Below are 20644 nucleotides of genomic sequence, written 5' to 3' on the forward strand. Positions count from 1 at the left end.
GCCTCAGGCCAGGTACGACCTCGAACGGCGCTGGAAGGGCCCACATGGACCGAGTCTGGCGCGGTCTGATGCCGCGTACCAGTTGCGCTGTGGCGGAACCTCTTCCGGACCGCACCGACGTGTTGATGGACTGCGCGGTATGAGGCTGATCGTGCGAGGACGGGACTTGCCGGGCAGCACATTCGCCGAGCACATCAACGTCCACGTGGGGCTCCAGGTGGGCAGTGACCCGGCAGGTCTCGTCCGGGGCGACTCCCCTGACGCATCTTGGGAGACCGACCTGAAGGTGCTGGAGGGCTCCGAAGGCGTCGACTATCGCGGCGAGGCAGTCCAAGGCCGCCGGGGAGAGCGATTCGTCTACCTCACCTGGGGCACCGTCGAGGGCGACGCCTTCACCATGTTCCGCCGCGCCAAGGTGATGCTCAGCGATCTCCCGAAGACCCTCCGGCCCAGGCCAAAGGTCGTGGTGGACATCCCGCTTACCCAGGAGGACGGATCCCCCCGATGCGCTCGGGTCCCTGCCAACCTCATGACGTGGCGCGAAGGCTCTGCTTAGCGGCACGCCCGATAGTGCGGTGAGACGCGCCCTGCTGGCCTCTGAAGCTTGAGCGCGGCGCACTGCGCCTGTCCCGTGCTTGCTCACACCTGACCACGACGCTGACGGTCTAGTTGCTCAGCACCGGGTGGAACGCATAGCCGCCGTCGACCGATTCGACGAGTGCGGTGTCCGTGACGGCGAGGACGTGAACAGCCCCGGCGTCGTCGACACGCAGGTGAACCGCCTGCGGAGCAGCGTCCAGATGTGCGCGCTCCTCCCACGTCACGCCGCCGTCGGTGCTCGCCCAGAAGCGGCCCGCGCTGTCGATGCCGCCAACGGTCCCGCTCTCAGCCCAACTGAGCACGGCCAGCCACGAGGCACCCTCGACTGGCGACCAGGAGGTCCCCGAGTCCGTCGAACGCAGGAGGCCCTGCTCCGTAGCGGCGAGGACGATCTGGCCGTCGGGTGAGGCGGCCAGGGCGGCTGGTTCGGCCGGGATGGCGAGATCCTGCCACCGGCGGTGGTCCGAGGAGCGGCGTAGAGCTCCGTCGAAACCGAGGACGCCCGCGGAGCTGACGGCGAGGGCGTGGAAGTCGGACTCCCCCTCGCGGGACAGGGCCGTCCATGTCTGTCCGCCGTCGGTGCTCTCGATCAGGCCGACCGGTTGAGCCATGTCGACGCCGATCCCCGGGTGTCCGGACGCCAGGAAGTGACCGGGGCCGGCCACCGCGAAGCCCATGAGATCGATGGCGGGGCCGACGCGGGTCGACTCCGCGCGATCGCTGACCCGGAAGAGGCCGTCGTGGGTGGCGAGCACGGTGGTGCCGTCCGCCGGGTCGACGCCGACGCCGTGGATGTGCGCGGAGGGCAACGAACCCGCCGGGACAGCGGGGGTCGCCTGTTCGTCGGCCCCCGAGGCGGTGCAACCCGCCATGACGATTGCGGCAGCCACGCCGAGGACGACCGTGCGCAGCGAGCGTCGCCGGCCCGGGCCGCGGAGTGCGAAAGGATTGAGGGTCACAGGAACGAACTCCCTAGTCCGGTCTGGGCGAGCCAGGCACGCAGCCAGAACATGAGGTCTTCCCAGAATCCTGTGAGCAGCAGGAAACCGAGCAAGAGGAGCAAGCCGCCCCCGAAACGCATCACCGTTCGGGCGTGCCGTCGTGCCCACGCGGACATCCGGACGGCCCGGCGGGCGCCGAGCGCCATCGCGACGAAGGGAATGCCGAGTCCGAGGCAGTACGCCAGGCCGAGGATGGCGCCGCGGACCGCGGACGCCTCGTTGTAGGCAAGGCTGTTGACCGCCCCGAGCGTTGGGCCCATGCACGGCGTCCAGCCCAGACCGAAGACGAAGCCGAGGACTGGTGCCCCCGCGAGACCGCCTGAGGGCAGATGGTGGAGTCGCTTCTCGCGCTGCAGCCAGGGAACCCAGCCGAGGAAAGCCAGGCCCATGACGACGGTGACCACGCCGGCCACACGGGTCAGCACAGGCTCCCATTGGAGGAGGAGTCGTCCGAGGCCACCGAAGAGGGCTCCGAAGGCCACGAACACCACGGTGAAGCCGGCGACGAAGAGCAGCGATCCAACCAACAGTCGCCGCCTCGACAGCCGCGCCTCGGGACCACCGGCGGCCGCGGTCACGGACAGCCGGTTCTGCGCCGTCGTCGTCGCGCCTCCCGCCCGTCCCGCATCGACCGTCGATTGGGCTGTGGTGTTGTCAACGGTCGCGTCGGATCCGGCCAGTCCGGCGATGTATCCCACGTAGCCTGGCACGAGGGGCAGACAGCAGGGCGAGGCGAAGCTGACGAGGCCGACGAGGGCCGCCACGGCCATCGCGAGCAGCAAAGAACCATCGGTGACGATGCCGGCGAAGGTCTCGGCGAGGCCGCTCATGGCCCCTCCTCCGCCAACAGAGTGCTCAGCGCCTGACGGAGATCATCCTGGGTGATGGCGCCCGTGTAGACGGCGGCGACACCTCCGTCGCGGTCGATGAGAATCGTGGAAGGCACGGCATTGGCCGGAAATCCGCGGAAGGCCATGGCGACCTCGCCTCGCGGGTCGAAGAGGGAGGGGTACTCGGCGCCGACCTGGTCCATGAAGGCGATGGCGAGCTGCCGGTCGTCCTTGACGTCGACCCCGAGAAATTGGACGCCCCGGTCCCCTAGGTCCGCGTGAACGGTCTGCAGGTCCGGGGTCTCCACGCGGCAGGGACCGCACCAGGAGCCCCAGAAGTTGATGACGGCGACGTCTCCGGCGAGCTTCGCGGAGTCGAACGAGGCTCCGTCCAGAAGCTCACCGTTGAATGTCGGTGACGCGGCTCGGTTCGCCGGTGCGATGACCTGCCCCCGGGGCGTGACACCGGTGAACTCGTACTCGACGTTCGAAGTACTCGATCCGGCGTCGCCGGACGAACAGCCGGCGAGAAGCGCCGCGCTGAGCGCTGCTGCCGCGACCTTGAGCAGTAGTGAAGCGCCGGCGCGGACCGTCCGGCGCGGGGAGTACGTGGGCATGCGGGGATCCCCTTCGGCAGTGGCCGAGGACGTCGGCGAACAGAAGCGGGTGGCGCTGCCGATCCATGGGCGACAGCGCCACCCGCCGAGGGGAATCAGCTGCCGAGCTCGCTCAGCAGCGTCTCCATCTCCTCTATTTCGGCGGTCTGCGAGGCCACGATGTCCTCCGCCATTTGGACCGCGCCGGGGTAGGTGCCGTCGTCGATCTCGGTCTGCGCCATGTCCACCGCGCCGCGGTGGTGCTCGATCATCATCTCCAGGAACATGCGGTCGAACTCGGCGCCGGAGGCGGCCTCGAGGCTGGTCATGTCCTCCTCGGACATGCCCTCCATGTCGGAGCCACCCATGCTGCCGTGGTCCATGCCGCCCATGCCCTGGTCTTCGGTCTCCTCGGGAACCGGCTCCCCCCACTCCTCGAGCCAAGCGGTCATGTTCTCGATCTCCGGCTCCTGAGCAGCCTCGATCCGGCTGGCGAGGTCGAGCACGCGCGGGTCCTGTGCGCGTCCATCTGCAAGCTGAGCCATCTCCAGGGCGCCGCGGTGGTGCGGGATCATGCCCTGAACGAAGCTCACATCAGCGTTGTTGAAGGCAGCGGTCTCGCTGGCTGGGGTGTCGGAGGTGCTGGCCGCGGCGTCGGAGTTCTCGTTGCTGTCGGAGCAGCCGGCCAGGATGAGAGCGCCGGCGATGGCACCCCCGGCAATACGGACGAGTCGAGCGGTCGTGCGGGTCACTGGTTGTCTCCCTGTCGTTCGGATGAAGGCCTGCTCGTTCGGCTCGTGACCCGAGGGCCATGAGCGGACGAGTCGGCCTAGGTCCGCAGGACGCAGAGGACGGAGAGATCCGGTGGTCGGATGGCGGCGAGAAACTGTTGCGGCCGGCTCAGGGCGCCGGTCGCTCGTGCGCACGGTGGGGCCTGCCGCCGACGAAGGGACGTGACCACGGCCAGCAGTGCGATGCCGGCCAGGAGGATCGCGAGGCACGCCCCCCACAGGTGCTCGGCGACACCGTGCGACTCGGTCGGCGCCTGCTGATCACCGAGCAGTTCGGCGTCGCCCCGTTCGAACAGATCGATCTCGGCGACGGACAGGGTTCCCGTCGCGGCGGCCATGGCAACGTGCGTCGGTGCAGCCGTCTCGCTCGTCGGGCTGTCGGCACCGAGAAAGGGGATGCCGTGCATCGAGAAGACGGCAGCCAGCAGGATGAGGACGGCCATTCGGCGCACCTGCACTCCTCCCGCTCCTGTTCACGTACTAGCAGCCATAGTAGCTGCGTGCTGCCCGCGGCCGCCCGCACTGGGACGTGGCGTCGGCCCCCTCGCCCTACATATGCACTCAGACGATCCGGCGCGCCCCCACGTAACCGGCCATGTCCACGCTGCCGACCTTGACGGGCTCCCCGAAGGTCGACGCGTGCACCATCTTGCCGCCACCGATGTAGATGCCGATGTGGCTGACAGGGCTGTAGAAGTACACCAGGTCCCCGGGCTGCAGATCGGCTCGTCCGACCGCCTGCCCCATCGTGGCCTGCATCCGGCTCGAGTGCGGCAGGTCGATGCCCGCCGCGGCAAAGGCGTACTGCGTGAGGCCGGAGCAGTCGAATGAGTCAGGGCCGGCGGCCGCCCACACGTAGGGATCGCCGAGCTGCGCCATGGCCGTGTCGACGGCGATCTGCGCCGCCTCGCTGTTGGCGGTCACGGTCGCGGGCGGGGGCGCGTCGAGCGCTCGGCCACCGTGAGCCTGGTCGGCCTGCTCCTGCTCCTCTGCGCTGAGGGCTTCGTACTGGGCTTGGTACGCAGCAATCTCCGTCTGAAGAAGTGCCTGCTTGGCAGCGGCGGCGTCGACCTGCTCCTGCGCCTCGACGGCGGCCTGGTCCGCGGAGCGCCGGGCAGCCTCTGCTGCCGCACGGGCAGCGCCGACCTGGTCGATGACGTCGTTCTGGTGGCCGGCGACGGCCTCGAGCATGGCGACCCGGTTCAGGAACTCGTCCGGCGACCCGCTGGTCATGAACGCTTGTAGTGTCCCGAGCCCTCGGCCGGTGTACGCGGTCTGCGCGACACCGGCCACCGCCTCACTGAGTGCGACCAACTGCGTTTCGGCTCGAGCGACCTCGGCACCTGCTGCCGATGCAGCCGCCTTCTGTGCCTCGACGTTCTCCCTCGCCTCGTTGAACGACTCGGTCAGCACCTCGAGTTCGTGGCCACGCTCGGCGACGAGCGATGCTGCATCTGCGGCCGTGGCGGCGTCTCCAGGGGCAGCGGCGGCCGGGGCCGTGGCGAGCTCGAGGCCCACGACGGCGATGACGGCAAGTAGAAGGGTGCGCTTCCCGAGGCGTTGGATCGGGCGGCTCGAGCGCGTGAGGGTGCGGTGGGCAGTCGCCACGAGAGGCGGCTCTCCTGTCTTCCAGCGGCCGCCTACCGAGTTAGCTGACGGATTCGGGCTGGAAGACGCCCTATCTGCGGCCGTCGGCTCGCAGAATTCACCCCGGAACTACGGTGGGTCCCCGGTCCCGGACGGTTCATACGTCCGAGTTCGGCGGCGCCCGGACGGGTCCCCACGGGCGGGGACGACTGCCGAACCGGGCCCCGTCAACATAGGTCCGTGACCCTTTCGTGACAACTATGCGGGACGGATAGTTGTCACGTGTCTCGTCGAACCCCTGAGTCACCGCTGACTCAAGGGCCGCCGGGACCGTGTTGTCGACAAGTAGTGTCTCGCCGATCAGGCTCGGGTTCTCAGGCCTCGGTGCAGGCCGACCGGTCACCATCCGCACCGGCGACCACCCGTGATCGAAGGAGAGACCGTTGCCATCGCTGGGCAAGCTCGAGGCAGCCGTCATGGGCGTCCTGTGGTCCGCCGGCGGCGCTCTGACCGTCCGGGAGGTGCTGGAGCAACTGCCTGCGCAACGCAACCTTGCCTACACGACGGTGATGACCGTGTTGAGCAACCTGCACCGCAAGGGCATGGTCGAGAGGCGACCAGTGGGTCGGGCGTACAGCTACCTGCCTGCCCAGAGCCGGGAAGCCGTAGCTGCCGCATCTCTCCGGGAGGTCCTCGACGCCTCGGATGATCCGCGATCCGTTCTGCTCCATTTCGCCGAGACGGCGACGGACGACGAATCCAACAGCCTCCGCGACGGTTTGGCCAAGCGGGACGCCGACCGATGACAGCGTTGATCGCACTCGGGGCCGGCACCGCTTTGGTGGGCTGGCACGGGCACCGCCTGCTGCTTCGACTGGGCGACCTTCGGCTGGATCCGACGATCCTCCTCACCGGCTGGCTGCTGACGACGCTGGGCTTCGTCGGGTCTCTGCTTGCGGCAGTAAGTCTCGCCGCGCTACCCGTGGACAGCCATCACGCGGGCACATTCGACCTGGCCGGCCACTGCTGGGTGGCTCTCTCCTCCGGCACGCTCCCCCGAGCCGCAGAAGCAATCGCCGCCATGGGGCTTGCGAGCGCCACCCTTGTTCTTGTCCGACTTGCCCTCGTCGTGCACGCCCGGCTCCGCAGCCGCCGTCGCAACGCCCCCCACCTGCACCAGTTGCGTCTACTCGCCGGTGACTGCAGGACTACTGACCCGTTGTGGATTCAGGACGACCGGCCGATCGCACTGGCCATCGGAGGCCGTTCGGGACTCATCGTCATGAGCCAGGCGCTGCGGGATCACCTGACACCCGCCGCGGTGCACGCCACGCTCGAGCACGAACGCGCCCACCTCCGAGGCCGACACCACCTGCTGCTCGCCGTCGTGGAGACGCTCGCAGCTGCCCTGCCCTGGTGCCCCTTGCTGCGAGCGGCGCCTGGAGCGACCCGGGACCTCGTGGAAATGGCCGCAGACAGCCGGGCGGCCCGCCGATGCGGCCCCTCAGCTGTGCGGGAGGCGCTCAGCCGCCTTACCAGCCACGCGGTTCCCACAGGCGGGCTGGCCATGGCCGGACGACTGACGGAAGCGCGCCTTCAGCGACTGACCACCGGCAGCGTCGGCGCGAACCGCTACAGCCGCCTTGCGGGCTGTTCGGCTGTCGCCGTTGGGGCGCTCATGCTGCCGACGGCTGCGGCAGCGCTGGTCGCCAGCGTCGTGCAATGCGCCTTCGTCTGACGCGCCCGAGCTTGTCCCTCCGACGCACTTCCGGCACGGACGCGGACGTCTTCAGAGCTGACCGGGTTGTTCCGTCCGCTCGAGCCGCATCGGGAGCTCGTCTGCCGGTGGCGGTTCGCGCGTCGATCCTGCTGTCGCTAGTGCTCATCGGTGTACTAGCGGCCACTGTCGTCGGCCTACCAGGCGTCCTATCGGTGCGCTCTTGGCTCGACGACGCCGGCCCGTGGGCGTGGGTAGCCGTCGTGCTGGGCCAGGCAGTCGCCCTGGTTACCCCTGTTCCACGGTCGGCGCTCTCCGTGTTGGTAGGGGCGGTCGTCGGCTTCACGGCGGGCCTGGTGCTGGTCGTCATCGGTGGCGTGCTCGGTGGGCTGGGTGGCTTCGTGCTCAGCCGTTGCCTCGGCCGGGACGCGATGATCCGCGTGGCCGGTGATCGTCTACGCCGGCTCGACGATGCACTGGGCGAGCGCAGCGTCGTCGCCATAGTCGTCGCACGCCTCATGCCGATACTGCCGTTCATGCTGGTCAGCTACGCCGCCGGCCTCAGCGCGATGCGCATCGCCCCGTACACACTCGGCACGGCCGTCGGCCTGTTGCCCGGGTCAGTCATGTACACGGCCATCGGTGCGTCTATGGCGGCGTCTCCACCGTGGACCACAGCCGCGCCGGTCACCGTGGCGATCACCGTCGGCCTCGTTCTCGCCGTTCTGGGTCGACGGTTTCTAATGCGGTGCACACGGACCCCCATGGGCGACTGCTCAGCTCGGTGGACGCAAGCCCGCCAGAGTGACGGAGACCAACCGTCGGACAGCCGCTTCCGATGGCAGGCGACCGGCAGCCGCTAGGGCGTGCACGCAGAACGTTGCGAGCTCGCCCACTCCGACGTCCTCCCTCAGCCGGTTGGTCGATGCCACCTCAACCAGGATCTCGGTGATCAGGTTGACGATCTCGTGCTGGGCGCGGTCGATGTGTTCGCCGCGATGCACGAGCGCCGCCATCTCCTCCGTGCCATGGCGTCCGCGGTGGTGAAGGATGAGCGCATACGCCTGCAGGACAGCCTCGAGCCGCTCTTCAGCGCCCCCGTGCTGATCTCGGATCTCTGACAACCGGCCGAGGTGGTCGGCCACGTGGCGCTCATGGCATGCCACCAGGATCGCCTCGACGTCTGGGAAGTACTTGTACAGCGTGGCCCGACCGATGCCCGTCGTCTCGGCGATCTGCGACATCGTCACGGCCAGCAGCCCGCGCTCGGCCACGAGCGCCCACGCCGTGTCCAGGATCGCCTCGCGCACCGAGCGGCGATGCGCATCGATCGTCTCGGTCCACAGCTTCGGCACCCCGTGACTATACGCAGCGACGCGCCCGATACAGGCTGACTTGATGGCGACATATTGTCTCGCTAACGTCCACGTTGGAAGCCAGGCACCCCGCCCCCACACAGAGGACGAGCCGATGACCGAGCCGGCCAGCCGATCCGACAACGATCGCGACATCCCACCGCGCATGCCTCGCTGGGTCCGAGTCACGGCGATCGTCGCCGCAAGCCTCGTCCTACTGTTCCTGATCCTGAAATTGACCGGCGTCGGCGGCGAGCACGGACCAGGGCGTCACATGTCCGGACTCGAAACGCCCGATGTCGTCATCGTTCCGTCGACAGAGACAGCTGGAGCGACGACCGTTCGATGACGATGTCCCCTCGCCTGCGCAAGGCAGTTCTCACAGCGCACGTGACGTCGTCGTTGGGCTGGCTGGGCGCCGTGGCTGCCTACATCGCGCTCGATGTCACGGCAGTCGTGAGCGGCGATGTCGAGCGGGTTCGTTCCGCCTACGTCGCGATGGAGCTGGTCGCGCTCTACGTCATCGTTCCGTTGGCGCTGGCATCCCTGGTCGTCGGAATCATCAATGCGCTGGGTACGCCGTGGGGCTTGTTCAGGCACTACTGGGTCGTGGTGAAGCTCTTGCTGACCGCGGCCGCCGCCACTGTCCTTCTCCTCGAGACGCGAACGATCCGTTCGCTGGCCGAGGCAGCCGGGGCGGGCGCCGATCCCCGGGACCTATCGGGCTCGCTCCCCCACTCCATCGGCGGCCTGGTGGTGCTGCTGGTGATCACAGGGCTCTCCCTCTACAAACCCAGAGGCGTGACCCGGTACGGATGGCGCAAGCAGAAGGCGCCTGTGCAGTCCTAAAGGAAAAGCCAACAGGCGCATAGCCGTCAACGGGCCCAGGCCCAAACGGCCGCGAAGACCGCTGGCAAACGCGAACATGCCGGTCCTGGTGCCCGCCGCCGACCCCGGCGCCAACTGCCGGGCCTGGACCTCGGTGAGTGCTGCCTGTGCACGCCGCGCTGCCCGCGCCTGGGTCAGTCGAGCGGGAGGCGGCGGGCCACGTCGGCCAGGGGCGGGTCCCCGGGAGACTCATGCACGCAGCGGGCGAACAGCCAGCGGCGCAGCCGTACCGGGTCCACCTCGAGCAGGTCGGCCATCCGGTCGGCCAGTCCGGCCGGGTCGGCGTGCAGCCGCTCGGCGCAGTTGAGCAGGTGCTGGGTCGCGTCGTAGGCCGGGTCGCCGACGTACGGCTTGGGGTCGCACACCAGGAACGGCTCCCGCCGCGCGGCGAGCACGTTGCCCGCGTGCAGGTCGGTGAGCAGCAGCACCGCCCGGTGGGCGTCGACCGGCATAGCCCGGAACAGCGCCATGCCCTCACGGGCCAGGCCCGAGTCGACCACGCTGGGAGAGGCGGCGAGCCGCTCGGCGAAGTCATCGGCCCACCGCTCGCACATCTCCTGCAGCGGACGGAAGGCGGACCCGGCCGGCGGCGCGATCCACAGCCGGCGCAGCAGGCCGGCGATCACCTCGTCCTGCTCCGGTTTCGGCACCGCGGCCAGCGGGGTGCCGGGCCGGCACCGCTCGAGCAGCAGCGCGCTCGTGTCGGCGGTGCACTCGGCGGCGTGCAGCCGGACCGCGCCGCGCCCGGCCCAGGCGCGCAGCCGTCGGCCTCGTGCTCGGCCTCGGGATGCCGCCAGCCGACCTTCAGTACCCGCTCGTCCCCGGCCCGGTCACGGACCGGCGCCACCCATGCGGTCCGCCCGCCCGGGGCGAACGGTGCCTCCACGGTCAGCGACCACGCTCGCGCGAGCCGGGCGACGGTGCCCGGCAGCGTCGCCAGCCAGGCCGTGCGGCCCTCGGCCTCGGCGGCCGCGACCAGCGCGGCCGGCAGCGGCAGCCCGGCCACGAGCTCGGCCATCGGGCGACCAGTCACTGGCCGCCGCGGAGGGACAGCTGGCGGCGGTGGTGCTCGAAGTGCCGGGTCGGGTAGCGGTACACCTCGGCCAGCGTCAGGTATCCGAAGTACGGGTCCCAGCCGGCCGGGAACGGCATACCGCGGTGCAGTGCCGCCTCCGGCTCCCTCGCCAGGTGCCGCTGCAGCGCGGCGATGGTGCGGTCGGCCAGCGGCCCCATCCGGGCGTGGTCGAACACCCGAGCCGCACCCACCGACCCCCAGTAGTTGACGACGTGGAACGGCCGGGTGACGGAGTTCAGCAGCGCCGCCCAGCCGCGGCCGACCGGGGCCGGCAGCCGGCTGACCACGCGGACCAGCGGCAGCAGCGTCCGCACCACCAGATAGCCGAAGACCATGTGGAACAGCAGCTGCTCGTTGGTCCACCGGGTGCCGGCACTGGGCCGACGCAGGTCGGCGGCGTCCACGCCAGCGAGCAGCGCGTGCAGCCGGGCGCGGGCGTCGTCCATCTCGCGCGCGATCGCGGCCCGGTCCACTGGGGGTTCGGCCGCGGCCGCCGCCGGATCCGACCGCGGGGTACCGCTCACCCGGACACGGTGAAGGAACCGGGACCGCGACCGCAAGCTCCCCGCGCGCCGCGCGGAAGACAGCGGATGTCCAGCACCGCGGCACCGCCGTGGGCGACGTCTCAACCGTGCTTGTGCGGCGACGCCCGGGTTGCTGCCGCGCCGACCCGCCGCCGCCAGCAGGAGCAGACCGCCGGGCAGGTACACCGCCTGGATGCCGACGGCGCCGCGACGAGGGCGGGGGGCAGCGGGCGCGAAGGCGGGCCGGGCATCGCCGGTCAGGTGGCCGGCAGCCGGCCGAACAGCGCAACGCCGAGGGCGTGCGCGTCGCGCAGCGGGAGCACGACACCGGTCATGCCGCGTTGCTCGAGCGCGGCGTTCGCCTCGGTCGGGTCGTCGTAGAAGTCGATCACCGAGCAGCACTCGCTGGCCAGCGGGCCGGTGCCGGTGCGGGCCAGCAGCACGACCGCCTCCGGCGGATCGGGCACCGGCGGCTGGGCGTCCCCCTCGGGAGCGTCACCCGGGTTCCCGGCGGGCACCTCGACCCGCACCGGGCGGCCGGTGCCCGGGTCCGCGCTGTCCACGGTGGCCGGCCGGCCCAGCATCGCGGGCACGCCGAGCGCGTCGACGGCGCACATGGCGTACAGCCGCCGCCCGTCATCCAGCCGCACCACGTGTCGGGTCGGCACGGCCGAGAGCGGGAACACGCCGGTCACCGCGCCGGCGGCGTCGGCGGCGACGAGCTCGGCGGCGACCAGTTCAGCCAGCGCCGCCCGGGCCCGATCGGCGGTCAGCCCGGCCGCGGCGGCCGCCTCCGCCGTCGGCGGCACGCCCTCGCCGGTGGCCAGCGAGGCCAGCAGCACCCGGTGCAAGGCCCGGGCGTCGGCGGGCGCGGCGGCCAGCAGCTGGTCGAAGGTGCACTCGGGCAGGCCGGCGGCCCGCTGCGCGGCCACCAGGTGCGCGGGCAGTGCCCCCACGTCGGCCGGCCCCCAGCGGGGTTCGCGGTCGCCGTTCATGCGCAGCAGCTCGTCGGCTTGTCGTCGCGGTAGAGCCCGGCGGCGATGCGCAGCGCCTCACTCATCGTCAGGTACGGCGCCCAGGTGTCGGCCACGTCGTCGATTGTCATCCCGGCCTTGATGGCGTAGGTGGCGGCGAGCATCACATCCCCGGCGCCCTCGAGGGCGGCGTGCACGCCCAGCACCCGGCCGGTGTCGGCGTCGGCAACGATCTTCAGCGCCCCCAGGGTGTGCTGGTTGGTCAGCGCCCGCGGGATGTCCTGGCCGCCGAGCACCCGGCAGTCGCAAGCGTGCCCGGCGGCCAGCGCCTGCGCCTCGGTCAGCCCGGCGCTGGCCAGCTGCGGGCGGGTGAAGATGACCGCCGGCAGGCCGGTGTAGTCCACCTCGTGCTTGCCGCCGAGGGCGTTGACCGCGGCGGCGCGGCCGGTCTCGGCGGCGACGTAGACGAACTGCGGCGCGCCGGTCACGTCACCGGCCGCCCACACCCTCGGGTTGGACGTCTGCTGCCGGGCGTCCACGGCGATGAAGCCGCGCTCGTCGACCGCGACGCCGGCCGCGGCCAGGTCCAGCGCGTCGGTCTGCGCCCGGCGCCCGGTGGCCACCAGCAGCCGGTCGCCGGTCACCGTCTGCCCGGCGTCGGTGACCACCTGCACCCCGTCCGCGGCCGCGGCCACCCGCACCGCGCGCTGCTCGAGCACGGCGATGCCGGCCCGGGCGAACGCCTGCCGCATCAGCTCGACCAGCTCGGGCTCGGCGCGCGGCGCGACCCGGCCCACCAGGGTCACCCGGGTGCCCAGCCCGGCGAACAGCTGCGCCTGCTCCAGCCCGACGTAGCCGCCGCCGATCACGATCAAGCTGTCGGGCAGCTCGGTGAGCTCCATCGCGGTGGTCGAGGTCAGCGGGTCCACCTCGGCGATGCCGGGCAGGTCCGGGATCGCCGGCGCGGCGCCGGTCGCCAGCACGTACGCGGCGGCCGGCAGCGGCTGCCCGTCGACCAGCAGCGTGTCCGGCCCGGCGAACCGGGCCTCGCCGCGGCGGATCTCGAAGCCGTGCGCGGCCGCGACGTCGACGTACTTCTCCGCACGCATCCCCTCGATCAGCGCGTCCTTCTGCGCCACCACCGCGGCCAGGTCGACCGGCCCGGCCTGCGTCGGCACGCCGCGGAACGGGTTGTGCAGCGCGTGCTCGCGCCGCCCGCTGGCCGCCAGCAGCGTCTTGCTGGGAACACACCCGATGTTGACGCATGTGCCGCCGACCACGGCCCGCTCCACCAGCACGACCGACCGGCCCGCGCGGCGGGCGTGGATGCCCGCGGCCATCGCCGCGCCGCCGCTGCCGACCACCACCAGGTCCAGTTCCTCGCTCATCCCCGGACCGTAAAGCCTCCCCTGCACTGGAAGGTCAAGCCGTAGCCTGGACGCATGCGCATCGGCGAGCTCGCCGCCCGGACCGGGCTGACGGTCAAAGCCCTGCGGTTCTACGAGTCCGCCGGCGTGCTGCCCGCACCGGAGCGGCAGCCGTCGGGATACCGCGACTACGACGAGGACGCGCTGGCCCGGCTGCGGTTCGTCAAGGCCGCCCAGGCCGCCGGCCTCACCCTCGCCGAGATCCGGCAGGTCGTCACCGTCCGCGAGCACGGCGGTCCGCCGTGCCGCCACGTCACCGCCCTGCTCGACGCCCACGCCGCCGACCTCGACCGACGCATCGCGGAGGTCACCGCCCTGCGCGGGCAGGTCCGGCGGCTCCGCAACCGCGCCGAGGGGCTCGACCCCGCGACGTGCGACGCCGCCACCGTCTGCCACGTCATTCCAGCCGGCGGATAAGCGGAGCCGGGCGGCATCCTGTCGACGGCCGGCCACCGGACAGGCAGCAGATGCGCGACCCGCCTGAGGGGGCGCCAGGTTCAGCGGCGGGCGGGGTCCTGGCCGGCGTCCCCGCGCTCGGCGGCCTGCTGGACGTCCGCGGGGAAGAACAGGCCGACGGCCGTGCCGTTCTGTCGGGTGACCACGATGCGGGTCACGCTCTTCTGCTCCATCCGGTGGGTCAGGTCGGGGACCGGTTCGCTCGGTCGCACCGTGGTCATGCCGAAGCGCATCAGGCTGCCGACCGCGGTGTCCGGCGGGGCGGCGGCGAGTTGCTCGCGGCGGACCGTGCCGAGGACGACGCCGGCCGCGTTGAGGATCAGGGCCGGGCCGAACCCGACCGCGTCCAGCCGCTCGAGGGCTTCGGCGGCCGGGGTGTCCTCGGTCGCGGTGGGCACCTGCCTGCGGGTGATCTGCCCGACCAGCTGGGCGTCCCCCTCGAAGGGCAGGTCGGCGGCCAGCCAGTCGGCCTTGCCGTCGGTGTAGTCGTACACCGGGTTGAACCCGGCTGCTTCGAGCCGCCACGCGGCTCGCGGACTCATGTCCTAAACGGTGTCGTGGCAGTACACGATCACCGGCCGGGACCGGTCCAGCTGGTCGGTGCGCGCATCGAGCTCCTTCAGCGGCAGGTTGACCGCGCCGGGCAGGTGCGTCGATCGGTATTCCGCGGCCGGCAGCACGTCGACGACCTGGGCGCCGACGGCGGCGAGCTGGCGGACCTGCTCCCGGGTGGCCTCGGTTGGCATCGTCGGTGTCCCTCCGTCGCGGACCAGCCGCGCGGCACCGGCCAGGTTGATCAGACGGGGACGACGAGCGCGCGACATCCACCCAGCATCATCGACTCGGCCGACGGGCCAGCACAACGTCCCTGGACCCGCCACCCGATGGCAAGAATGTTCCAATTCCCCGTCGCCCCGACCTGGCCACCCGGCAGCGCACGCACCAAGCGGCGTCAGCTCGCGCGACCCGCTGCCACGCATCCCTTGCCAAAACTCGCGGTGAGTTATCGAACCCGCGGGCCTCGTCGTGGGAGAAGGCCCCCCGGCCTAACGGGACGATGTTGTCCGACCGGCGCGCTACGTCCGACCATGTCCACGAAGCCGCGCGCACCGCGCCCCTCCCCACCGAGACGGCCGCTGGTGGGACGGCTCCCACTTGGCGGCCAGCGGAGACGGCGAGGGGGGCGACAGCGCAACTGCACCGCCGACATCGCCGCCACCTCTGCGGACATGGTCTCGGTGAGGCCAGGACCTCTCGTGCCCGACGTCGGCTTGGCGCGAGCGTACGAGCGCCGCGACGCCCAAGGCATCGACCGGTGGAACGGCGGACTAACCGGTTTGCCCCGCCCCTGCCCGTGCGCACGAGCGAATCGGATTCGACTTGGCTATGGCAGGGCACGTGCTCAAGCTGTTGACCAGGGCATTTGGCCTGACTGACCTCACGGCCGCCTCAGGGAAATGCGTTGGGCTATGTACCAAGTCCCCCCTCGGACACCGAGTTGAACCCCCGCGGCTTCACTGGCTGATGGGGTTCTTCCGCTTCTGGCATCGGCTGTCCGTGCCGTCCGCCTTGCCGACGTACAACTCGCCGCTGCTGGTGTCCGCGACGAGGTAGACGCCCTGGACGGCGACGAGCGCTGCCCTCCACTCCGCGCGCAGGCCCCATGAGCGAACAGGCCAGGCCCGACCGGTCGCGAACGCCCGTCCGGGCCTCGGATGTCCGCGGGGACCGATGAGTCCCCGCCGCCGCCCGGGTCGTACCTTCGACGACCTGAGGAGGAGCCATGGGCACCACCGTCGATCCGGTCACCGACGTCGACCCCCGCTACGGCGAGTCCGGCGCGGGACCGCGGCCCTGGGCGGAGGCGCAGGAACTGCTCGCGGCGGCGCCGCTGAGCTGGGTGTCCACGGTCCGTCCGGACGGACGCCCGCACGTCACCCCGCTGCTGACCGTCTGGCGCAACGGCGCCCTGCACTTCTCTACCGGCGCGGCCGAGCGCAAGGCGCGCAACCTCGAGGGCAACCCCGAGGTCGTGCTCACCACCGGCGGCAACCGGTGGGACGAAGGGCTCGACATCGTCGTGGAGGGGACGGCGGAGCGAGTGCGCGACCGGGACGAGCTCGCCGCACTGGCGCGGGCGTGGGAGGAGAAGTACGGGCCGGAGTGGCACGTCGAGCTCACCGACGACGGCTTCGCCGACCCGTACGGCACCGCGCTGGTCTTCCGTGTGCGCCCGCGGAGGGCCTTCGGGTTCGCGAAGGCGCCGGCGAGCCAGACCCGCTGGCGGTTCCCCGAGGGCTGAGGACCGGCCCGCCGTCCCCCGGCCGGCATCGCGGAGTGGCGGCACCGACCGGCTGCGAGCGGACGTTCCCGACATCCGACGATCTACCGGGTGTCCGCGACCGGCTCCACGGCGACCGTAGCGAGACCTACCCGACGTGGTGGCCGCTGCCGTCGTCGACTTCCTCCGCGGCCCGCTCGCCGAGGATCCGCAGCGCGTCGGCGAGCCGCTGCGGCTCCGGCTCCAGGGCTGCTGGTCGGCCCGGCGGGGCCAGTACCGGGTCGTCTGCTCCATCCACGACGACGAGGTGCTCGTACGCGTCGTCCCGCATCGCTCACCGCGCCGACGCCTACGGGTGATCGAGGGCGCGCATCTGTGCGGTGAAGCCGACAGCGGTCCCGCACCGCCGAGACAGTCCTACGCGACGCGAGCGTGCTGGTGGGCTCGGGTGTCCCAGTCGCCCACGGGGCTCCGGCGTCAGGCGTTGTCGGTCGGGCCCTTGCGTGCTGGACTGGGCGCGTGACCCGCCTGCGCCAGCTCGTGCTCGCGGCACACGAGCGCGCACCGGTCGAGCAGGCGCTGAGGGTGCTCCTCGCCGCCCCCGCGGCGCACCACGACCCCGGCGTCGGCAGCTTCGGTCTCACCAACGCCGTCCTCGCCGCGGGCTGCGACTTCGTCGAGGTCGTCGCGCCATCGACGACGGGGACGGCGGCCGGCAGGTGGCTCACGCGGAACGGCGGGGACGGCGGCTACATGCTCATGGTCGACGGGCCGCGGGCGCTCACTGCGTCCGACCGCCTCGCGGCACTCGCCGTGCGCGAGGTGCACCGCGGCCAGCACCCCGACATCGTGGACGTGCACCTGCACCCGCGGGATACCGGCGGCGTGCTCCTCGCTCTCGACGCCGTCGACCCACCCGGGTCGTGGCGGTGGGCGGGACCGGCCTGGACGGGTCACGGTCCGCGGTGCGCCGGTGGGCTGCGCGCGGTCACTGTCACGGTCCTCGACCCGGCCGAGGTGGTGCGCCGCTGGGCGGCGCTGCTGGATGTCCCGGTGGTCGACGGCGAATGCCGGCTGCGGCTCGACGACGGTCGTCAGGACCTCTCCTTCGTCGCCGGCGCAGTCGACGTCGCCGCCGTGACCGCGGTGCGTCTGGCGTTGCCCGGAGCGCCTCGCTCGGCCGACCTCGGCGGAGTGCGCTTCGAGGTCGTCCCACTGGAGGAGGAGACGTGACCGACATCGAGACCGGCACCGACCACCTGCTCGCCCGCGTCGAGGACGGCGTCGCCGTGCTGACGATGAACCGCCCGGAACGACGGAACGCGCTGTCCGACCAGATGCTCGCCGCGCTCGGCGCGACGCTCGCACAGGTGGAGGCGGACGACGCCGTCGGTGCCGTGGTGCTGACCGGGGCGGGTGGCGCGTTCTGCGCGGGCGGTGACGTGAAGGGCTTCGCCGAGCGCTCCCCCGGCGCGCCCGAGGCATCGAAGGAGCGACTGCAGCGCGCCAACCAGCGCGCGACCAGCGGGCGCCTGTGGCGGATGCCGAAGCCGACCATCGCGGTGCTGCCTGGGGCCGCTGCCGGAGCGGGCCTCTCGCTCGCGCTGGCGTGTGACCTGCGCTATGCGGCGTCGTCCGCCGTGCTCACCACGGCGTTCGCCCGCGTCGCCCTCGCCGGCGATTACGGCAGTGCGTGGTTCCTCGTACGCCTCGTCGGTCCGGCGCGCGCCCGCGAGCTGCTGTACCTCTCGCCGCGGCTGACCGCGGACGAGGCCCTGCGATGGGGGCTGGTCAACGCAGTGCTGCCGCCGGACGCGCTCGAGCGCGAATCGTTGGCTTTGGCGCGGCGGTTGGCCGATGGACCGCGTACGGCGCTGGCGTCGATGAAGGAGAACGTCACGCTGGCGATGACCACCCCGCTCGAGGAGTACATGGACGTCGAGGTGACACACCATCTCGCGACGTTCGCCACGGCCGACCACGCGGAAGCCGCGCGCGCCTTCGTCGAGAAGCGCGACCCGGTCTTCGGCGCCCACGAGGCCCGCCCCGGGGGCCCCTAGCGGCGGCCCGCGGCACCGGCGACGAGGCCCCCGCCTCACGAACTGTTGCTGCCCGGGTCGGCACCATCGCTGAGCCACGCCGTGCCGACGACCTGCGCTCCGTGGCGGTGGCGATGCACTGCACCGAGGCGGATGTCTCGGTGCAGCACAACGCGACCGCCCGCGAGCTCGCGATGTCGAGCAGGCTCAGCCGATCGGCACCGGCACTCGGGCGCGACTCGCGGGAGCGGTCCCCACCTCGCCCTCCACGCGCACCACGGGAAGCAGCCGGTCGAGCCACCGCGGAAGCCACCAGTTGGCCTTGCCCAGCAGCGCCATCGTCGCCGGTACGAGCACCATGCGCACCAGTGTCGCGTCGAGGGCGATGGCGACGGCGAGCCCCAGTCCGATCATCTTGACGAACGGGTCCGGGGTCGCGACGAACGACAGGAACACCGCCGTCATGATGAGCGCTCCGCAGGTGATGACGCGGGCGCTGGACGCCAGCCCTCGCGCGACGGCCTCGACGTTGTCCCCGGTGGCGTCGTACGCCTCTCGGATGCGCGAGACGAGGAAGACCTCGTAGTCCATCGACAGGCCGAACAGCACGGCGAAGAAGATGGCCGGCAGCGGCGAGGCGATGGGCTGGGTGCCCTCGAGCCCGATCAGGCCGCCGAGCCAGCCCCACTGGAAGACCGCGACGACGACGCCGTAGGCCGCGCCGATCGACAGCAGGTTCATGACGACGGCCTTGAGGGCGACCGTGACGGACCGGAACACCACGACCAGCAGCAGGAACGACGCGGCCAGGACCGACCCCAGGAGCAGGGGCAGGCTCGACGTGAGCGAGGTGTCCAGGTCGATCGCCAGGGCGGCCTGGCCGGTCACGTGCACGCCGTCGGGCGCGCCGGACCGGATCCGCTCCAGCGTCTGCGCCGTGGCCGGGTCGGCCGGCGCGGTGGTCGGCAGCGCCGTCAGCACGGCCGTGTCGCCGTCCGTCGAGAGCCTCGCCTCGGCGACCGAGCCGATGCCGGGGTCGGCCGCGATGCGCCCGGCGAGCAGCGGGACGTCGTCGGCGCCCGGACCGGAGCCCGAGAGGTCGGCGACGACGAGCAGCGGCGCGTTGATGCCAGGCCCGAATCCCTCGGCCAGCAGGTCGTGCGCCTCCCGGTGCGTGGCGCCCACCGGCGCGTCGCCGGCGTCGGGGAAGCCGGTCTTCATGAACAGCGCGGGCGCGGCCAGCGTCAGGAGCAGCACCGACGCCCCGACCAGGTACCGCCAGGGACGCGCGGAGATGCGGTGGGACAGCCGCCACCAGACGGTTGCCTCGACGGGACGCGCCGGACGCCGCCGGCCGACCACCCGACCGGCGTCGATGCGGTCGCCGAGCAGCGACAGCAACGCAGGCAGCAGGGTGAGCGCCGTCGCCACCGCGAACAGGACGACGAGTGACGTCGCCAGGCCGATCGACGCGAGCACGCCCATGCCGGTGAGCACGAGGGCGGCCATGGCCAGCACCACGGTGACCCCGGCGAAGAACACCGCGGTACCGGAGGTGCCCATCGCGGCCGACAGGGCCGTCGCGTTGTCCTGGCCGGCGATCCGGTTCTCGCGGTAGCGGGACACCAGGAACAGCGCGTAGTCGATGCCCACGCCGAGCCCGACCATCGCGGCGATCACGGGCCCGGAGCTGGAGACGTCCATCGCGCCGGCGAGCAAGGTGATGCCGCTGAGCCCGGCGGCCACCGCGACCAGCGCCAGCACGATCGGCACGAGTGCGGCCACCACCGTCCCGAACGCGACGACGAGGACGACCAGCGCGACGAGGACGCCGACCGCCTCGGCGCCCGACGGCTCGGGCTCGGTGTTGAGGAACACCGCCTCACCGCCGACCTCAGCGGTGAGCCCGGCGTCGCGCGCCGGGGCGAGGGCCGCGGCGAGCGCCTCGGCCGGCTCCGGCCCGAGCTCTCCGGACGGCGCGTCCAGGACGATGTCGGCGAAGCCGATCCGCCCGTCGGGCGAGACGGCGCCGCTCGCGAAGGGCTCGGTCACCGCGGTGACGCGCTCCACCGCGCGCAGCCCGACGAGCGTCGCCTCGACGTCCTCCCGGTAGGCGGTGAGGAGTTCGCCTTCGGGTGCCGCGAACGCCGCGACGGCAGAGCCGACGGCCGCCTCGGGGAAGCCCTGCTCGAGCAGCTCGGTGGCGGCGGCGCTGTCACTGCCAGAGACGGTGAGGTCGTCGACATAGGCGCCGCCGAGCGGGCTCGACAGCGCGACGACGAGCGCGGCGAGCAGGACCCAGACGCCGATCGTCCGCTTCGGGCGGCGGGCGCTGGCGGTGCCGATCCATCGGATCCAGCCGTTCATGGTCGCTCCAGGGAGTCGGGAGGAGGCGGTCACCCCGGACTCTCCGCGGAAGCCGCGCTGCCGTCGCCCGGCGCGGGACGGGCTCGGGGCGGCGCCGCCTCCCCCTGGAGGAGGAGACCGGTCTCCGACTGCGGAC

26 protein-coding genes and 1 riboswitch are annotated in these 20644 nt (G+C 71.9%); of the genes, 11 read left to right on the forward strand and 15 right to left on the reverse strand.

From position 1 onward, the window contains the following. The first annotated feature begins 139 nt into the window (after positions 1 to 139). Positions 140 to 556 (forward strand): DUF5990 family protein, encoded by a 417-nt coding sequence (locus BN344_RS15420; RefSeq protein ID WP_040339474.1) that lies wholly within the window; start codon positions 140 to 142, stop codon positions 554 to 556. Positions 557 to 665: 109 nt separating this feature from the next. Here BN344_RS15420 and BN344_RS15425 read toward each other — a convergent pair whose 3' ends face one another. The 6 genes from BN344_RS15425 to BN344_RS15450 all read right to left on the reverse strand — a co-directional run bounded on the left by BN344_RS15425 (position 666) and on the right by BN344_RS15450 (position 5336). Continuing rightward, the gene (locus BN344_RS15425) at positions 666 to 1559 is read right to left on the reverse strand and encodes a F510_1955 family glycosylhydrolase (protein WP_231486914.1); all 894 of its coding nucleotides are present in this window, start codon (positions 1557 to 1559) and stop codon (positions 666 to 668) included. Then, a complete protein-coding gene (locus BN344_RS15430) occupies positions 1556 to 2431 on the reverse strand; it encodes a cytochrome c biogenesis CcdA family protein (RefSeq protein WP_051515999.1) in 876 nt (291 codons plus the stop codon). The genes BN344_RS15425 and BN344_RS15430 overlap by 4 nt, the downstream gene beginning before the upstream one ends. Next, the gene (locus BN344_RS15435; RefSeq protein WP_040339475.1) at positions 2428 to 3048 is read right to left on the reverse strand and encodes a TlpA family protein disulfide reductase; all 621 of its coding nucleotides are present in this window, start codon (positions 3046 to 3048) and stop codon (positions 2428 to 2430) included. Before BN344_RS15435 ends, BN344_RS15430 begins: the two co-directional genes overlap by 4 nt. A 95-nt stretch (positions 3049 to 3143) precedes the next feature. Continuing rightward, positions 3144 to 3779 carry a DUF305 domain-containing protein gene (locus BN344_RS15440; protein WP_040339476.1) on the reverse strand — a complete coding sequence of 212 codons (636 nt, stop codon included), beginning with the start codon at positions 3777 to 3779 and terminating at the stop codon, positions 3144 to 3146. 77 nt (positions 3780 to 3856) lie between these two features. Continuing rightward, positions 3857 to 4261 (reverse strand): DUF6153 family protein, encoded by a 405-nt coding sequence (locus BN344_RS15445; RefSeq protein ID WP_040339477.1) that lies wholly within the window; start codon positions 4259 to 4261, stop codon positions 3857 to 3859. A 118-nt stretch (positions 4262 to 4379) separates the two neighbouring features. After that, a complete protein-coding gene (locus BN344_RS15450) occupies positions 4380 to 5336 on the reverse strand; it encodes a C40 family peptidase (RefSeq protein WP_231486916.1) in 957 nt (318 codons plus the stop codon). Positions 5337 to 5440: 104 nt separating this feature from the next. Beyond that, a riboswitch (cyclic di-AMP (ydaO/yuaA leader) is annotated at positions 5441 to 5592 on the reverse strand. Positions 5593 to 5848: 256 nt separating this feature from the next. Between BN344_RS15450 and BN344_RS15455 the strand changes: the two genes are divergently transcribed. From BN344_RS15455 to BN344_RS19170, 3 genes are all read left to right on the forward strand, one after another. Beyond that, positions 5849 to 6211 (forward strand): BlaI/MecI/CopY family transcriptional regulator, encoded by a 363-nt coding sequence (locus BN344_RS15455; RefSeq protein WP_081788673.1) that lies wholly within the window; start codon positions 5849 to 5851, stop codon positions 6209 to 6211. Continuing rightward, positions 6208 to 7143 carry a M56 family metallopeptidase gene (locus BN344_RS20380; protein ID WP_051516000.1) on the forward strand — a complete coding sequence of 312 codons (936 nt, stop codon included), beginning with the start codon at positions 6208 to 6210 and terminating at the stop codon, positions 7141 to 7143. Before BN344_RS15455 ends, BN344_RS20380 begins: the two co-directional genes overlap by 4 nt. A gap of 107 nt (positions 7144 to 7250) precedes the next feature. Beyond that, the gene (locus tag BN344_RS19170) at positions 7251 to 7985 is read left to right on the forward strand and encodes a TVP38/TMEM64 family protein (protein WP_051516001.1); all 735 of its coding nucleotides are present in this window, start codon (positions 7251 to 7253) and stop codon (positions 7983 to 7985) included. Here the strand turns inward: BN344_RS19170 and BN344_RS19665 are convergent. Then, entirely contained in the window at positions 7899 to 8477 is a 579-nt protein-coding gene (locus BN344_RS19665; protein ID WP_081788675.1) for a TetR/AcrR family transcriptional regulator, read from the reverse strand. The genes BN344_RS19170 and BN344_RS19665 overlap by 87 nt on opposite strands. A gap of 115 nt (positions 8478 to 8592) precedes the next feature. Between BN344_RS19665 and BN344_RS19670 the strand changes: the two genes are divergently transcribed. Next, a complete protein-coding gene (locus tag BN344_RS19670) occupies positions 8593 to 8826 on the forward strand; it encodes a hypothetical protein (protein ID WP_081788676.1) in 234 nt (77 codons plus the stop codon). A gap of 71 nt (positions 8827 to 8897) precedes the next feature. Then, a complete protein-coding gene (locus tag BN344_RS15470) occupies positions 8898 to 9326 on the forward strand; it encodes a hypothetical protein (RefSeq protein WP_197022347.1) in 429 nt (142 codons plus the stop codon). A 173-nt stretch (positions 9327 to 9499) separates the two neighbouring features. Here BN344_RS15470 and BN344_RS19675 read toward each other — a convergent pair whose 3' ends face one another. The 5 genes from BN344_RS19675 to merA all read right to left on the reverse strand — a co-directional run bounded on the left by BN344_RS19675 (position 9500) and on the right by merA (position 13326). After that, complete coding sequence (locus tag BN344_RS19675) at positions 9500 to 10093, reverse strand: aminoglycoside phosphotransferase family protein (protein WP_231487034.1); 594 nt, start codon at positions 10091 to 10093, stop codon at positions 9500 to 9502. Next, positions 9988 to 10383, reverse strand: coding sequence for a hypothetical protein (locus tag BN344_RS20810; protein ID WP_051516002.1), 396 nt, complete (start codon positions 10381 to 10383; stop codon positions 9988 to 9990). Before BN344_RS20810 ends, BN344_RS19675 begins: the two co-directional genes overlap by 106 nt. 11 nt (positions 10384 to 10394) lie before the next feature. After that, positions 10395 to 10964, reverse strand: coding sequence for a DinB family protein (locus tag BN344_RS15485; RefSeq protein WP_197022348.1), 570 nt, complete (start codon positions 10962 to 10964; stop codon positions 10395 to 10397). Positions 10965 to 11221: 257 nt separating this feature from the next. After that, complete coding sequence (locus BN344_RS15490; RefSeq protein ID WP_051516003.1) at positions 11222 to 11959, reverse strand: alkylmercury lyase family protein; 738 nt, start codon at positions 11957 to 11959, stop codon at positions 11222 to 11224. Beyond that, the gene (gene merA, locus BN344_RS15495) at positions 11956 to 13326 is read right to left on the reverse strand and encodes a mercury(II) reductase (RefSeq protein ID WP_040339481.1); all 1371 of its coding nucleotides are present in this window, start codon (positions 13324 to 13326) and stop codon (positions 11956 to 11958) included. The genes BN344_RS15490 and merA overlap by 4 nt, the downstream gene beginning before the upstream one ends. Positions 13327 to 13380: 54 nt before the next feature. Between merA and BN344_RS15500 the strand changes: the two genes are divergently transcribed. Then, positions 13381 to 13782, forward strand: a complete 402-nt coding sequence (locus BN344_RS15500) for a heavy metal-responsive transcriptional regulator (protein WP_040339482.1) — start codon at positions 13381 to 13383, stop codon at positions 13780 to 13782. An 80-nt stretch (positions 13783 to 13862) separates the two neighbouring features. On the opposite strand, the gene BN344_RS15505 is transcribed toward BN344_RS15500, so the two are convergent. Both BN344_RS15505 and BN344_RS20385 read right to left on the reverse strand, forming a co-directional pair. Further along, complete coding sequence (locus BN344_RS15505; RefSeq protein WP_040339483.1) at positions 13863 to 14363, reverse strand: CBS domain-containing protein; 501 nt, start codon at positions 14361 to 14363, stop codon at positions 13863 to 13865. Between the two features lie 3 nt (positions 14364 to 14366). Continuing rightward, positions 14367 to 14567, reverse strand: coding sequence for a rhodanese-like domain-containing protein (locus BN344_RS20385; protein ID WP_166518257.1), 201 nt, complete (start codon positions 14565 to 14567; stop codon positions 14367 to 14369). A 1037-nt stretch (positions 14568 to 15604) separates the two neighbouring features. Here BN344_RS20385 and BN344_RS15520 point away from each other — a divergent pair. The 4 genes from BN344_RS15520 (at position 15605) to BN344_RS15535 (ending at position 18162) form a co-directional block, all read left to right on the forward strand. Next, positions 15605 to 16123 (forward strand): pyridoxamine 5'-phosphate oxidase family protein, encoded by a 519-nt coding sequence (locus BN344_RS15520; protein WP_040339486.1) that lies wholly within the window; start codon positions 15605 to 15607, stop codon positions 16121 to 16123. 139 nt (positions 16124 to 16262) lie between these two features. Then, a complete protein-coding gene (locus BN344_RS20815) occupies positions 16263 to 16625 on the forward strand; it encodes a type II toxin-antitoxin system RelE family toxin (RefSeq protein ID WP_231487036.1) in 363 nt (120 codons plus the stop codon). After that, positions 16622 to 17335, forward strand: a complete 714-nt coding sequence (locus BN344_RS20395) for a VOC family protein (protein WP_051516004.1) — start codon at positions 16622 to 16624, stop codon at positions 17333 to 17335. Before BN344_RS20815 ends, BN344_RS20395 begins: the two co-directional genes overlap by 4 nt. Next, positions 17332 to 18162, forward strand: coding sequence for an enoyl-CoA hydratase-related protein (locus BN344_RS15535; protein WP_040339488.1), 831 nt, complete (start codon positions 17332 to 17334; stop codon positions 18160 to 18162). The genes BN344_RS20395 and BN344_RS15535 overlap by 4 nt, the downstream gene beginning before the upstream one ends. A 186-nt stretch (positions 18163 to 18348) precedes the next feature. Here BN344_RS15535 and BN344_RS15540 read toward each other — a convergent pair whose 3' ends face one another. After that, on the reverse strand, positions 18349 to 20508 hold the full coding sequence (locus BN344_RS15540; protein ID WP_040339489.1) for an MMPL family transporter: 2160 nt from the start codon (positions 20506 to 20508) through the stop codon (positions 18349 to 18351). Between the last annotated feature and the right edge of the window lie 136 nt (positions 20509 to 20644).

Origin of the sequence: Candidatus Blastococcus massiliensis AP3, from assembly GCF_000582785.1 — a bacterium.
Lineage (GTDB): Bacteria > Actinomycetota > Actinomycetes > Mycobacteriales > Geodermatophilaceae > Blastococcus > Blastococcus massiliensis.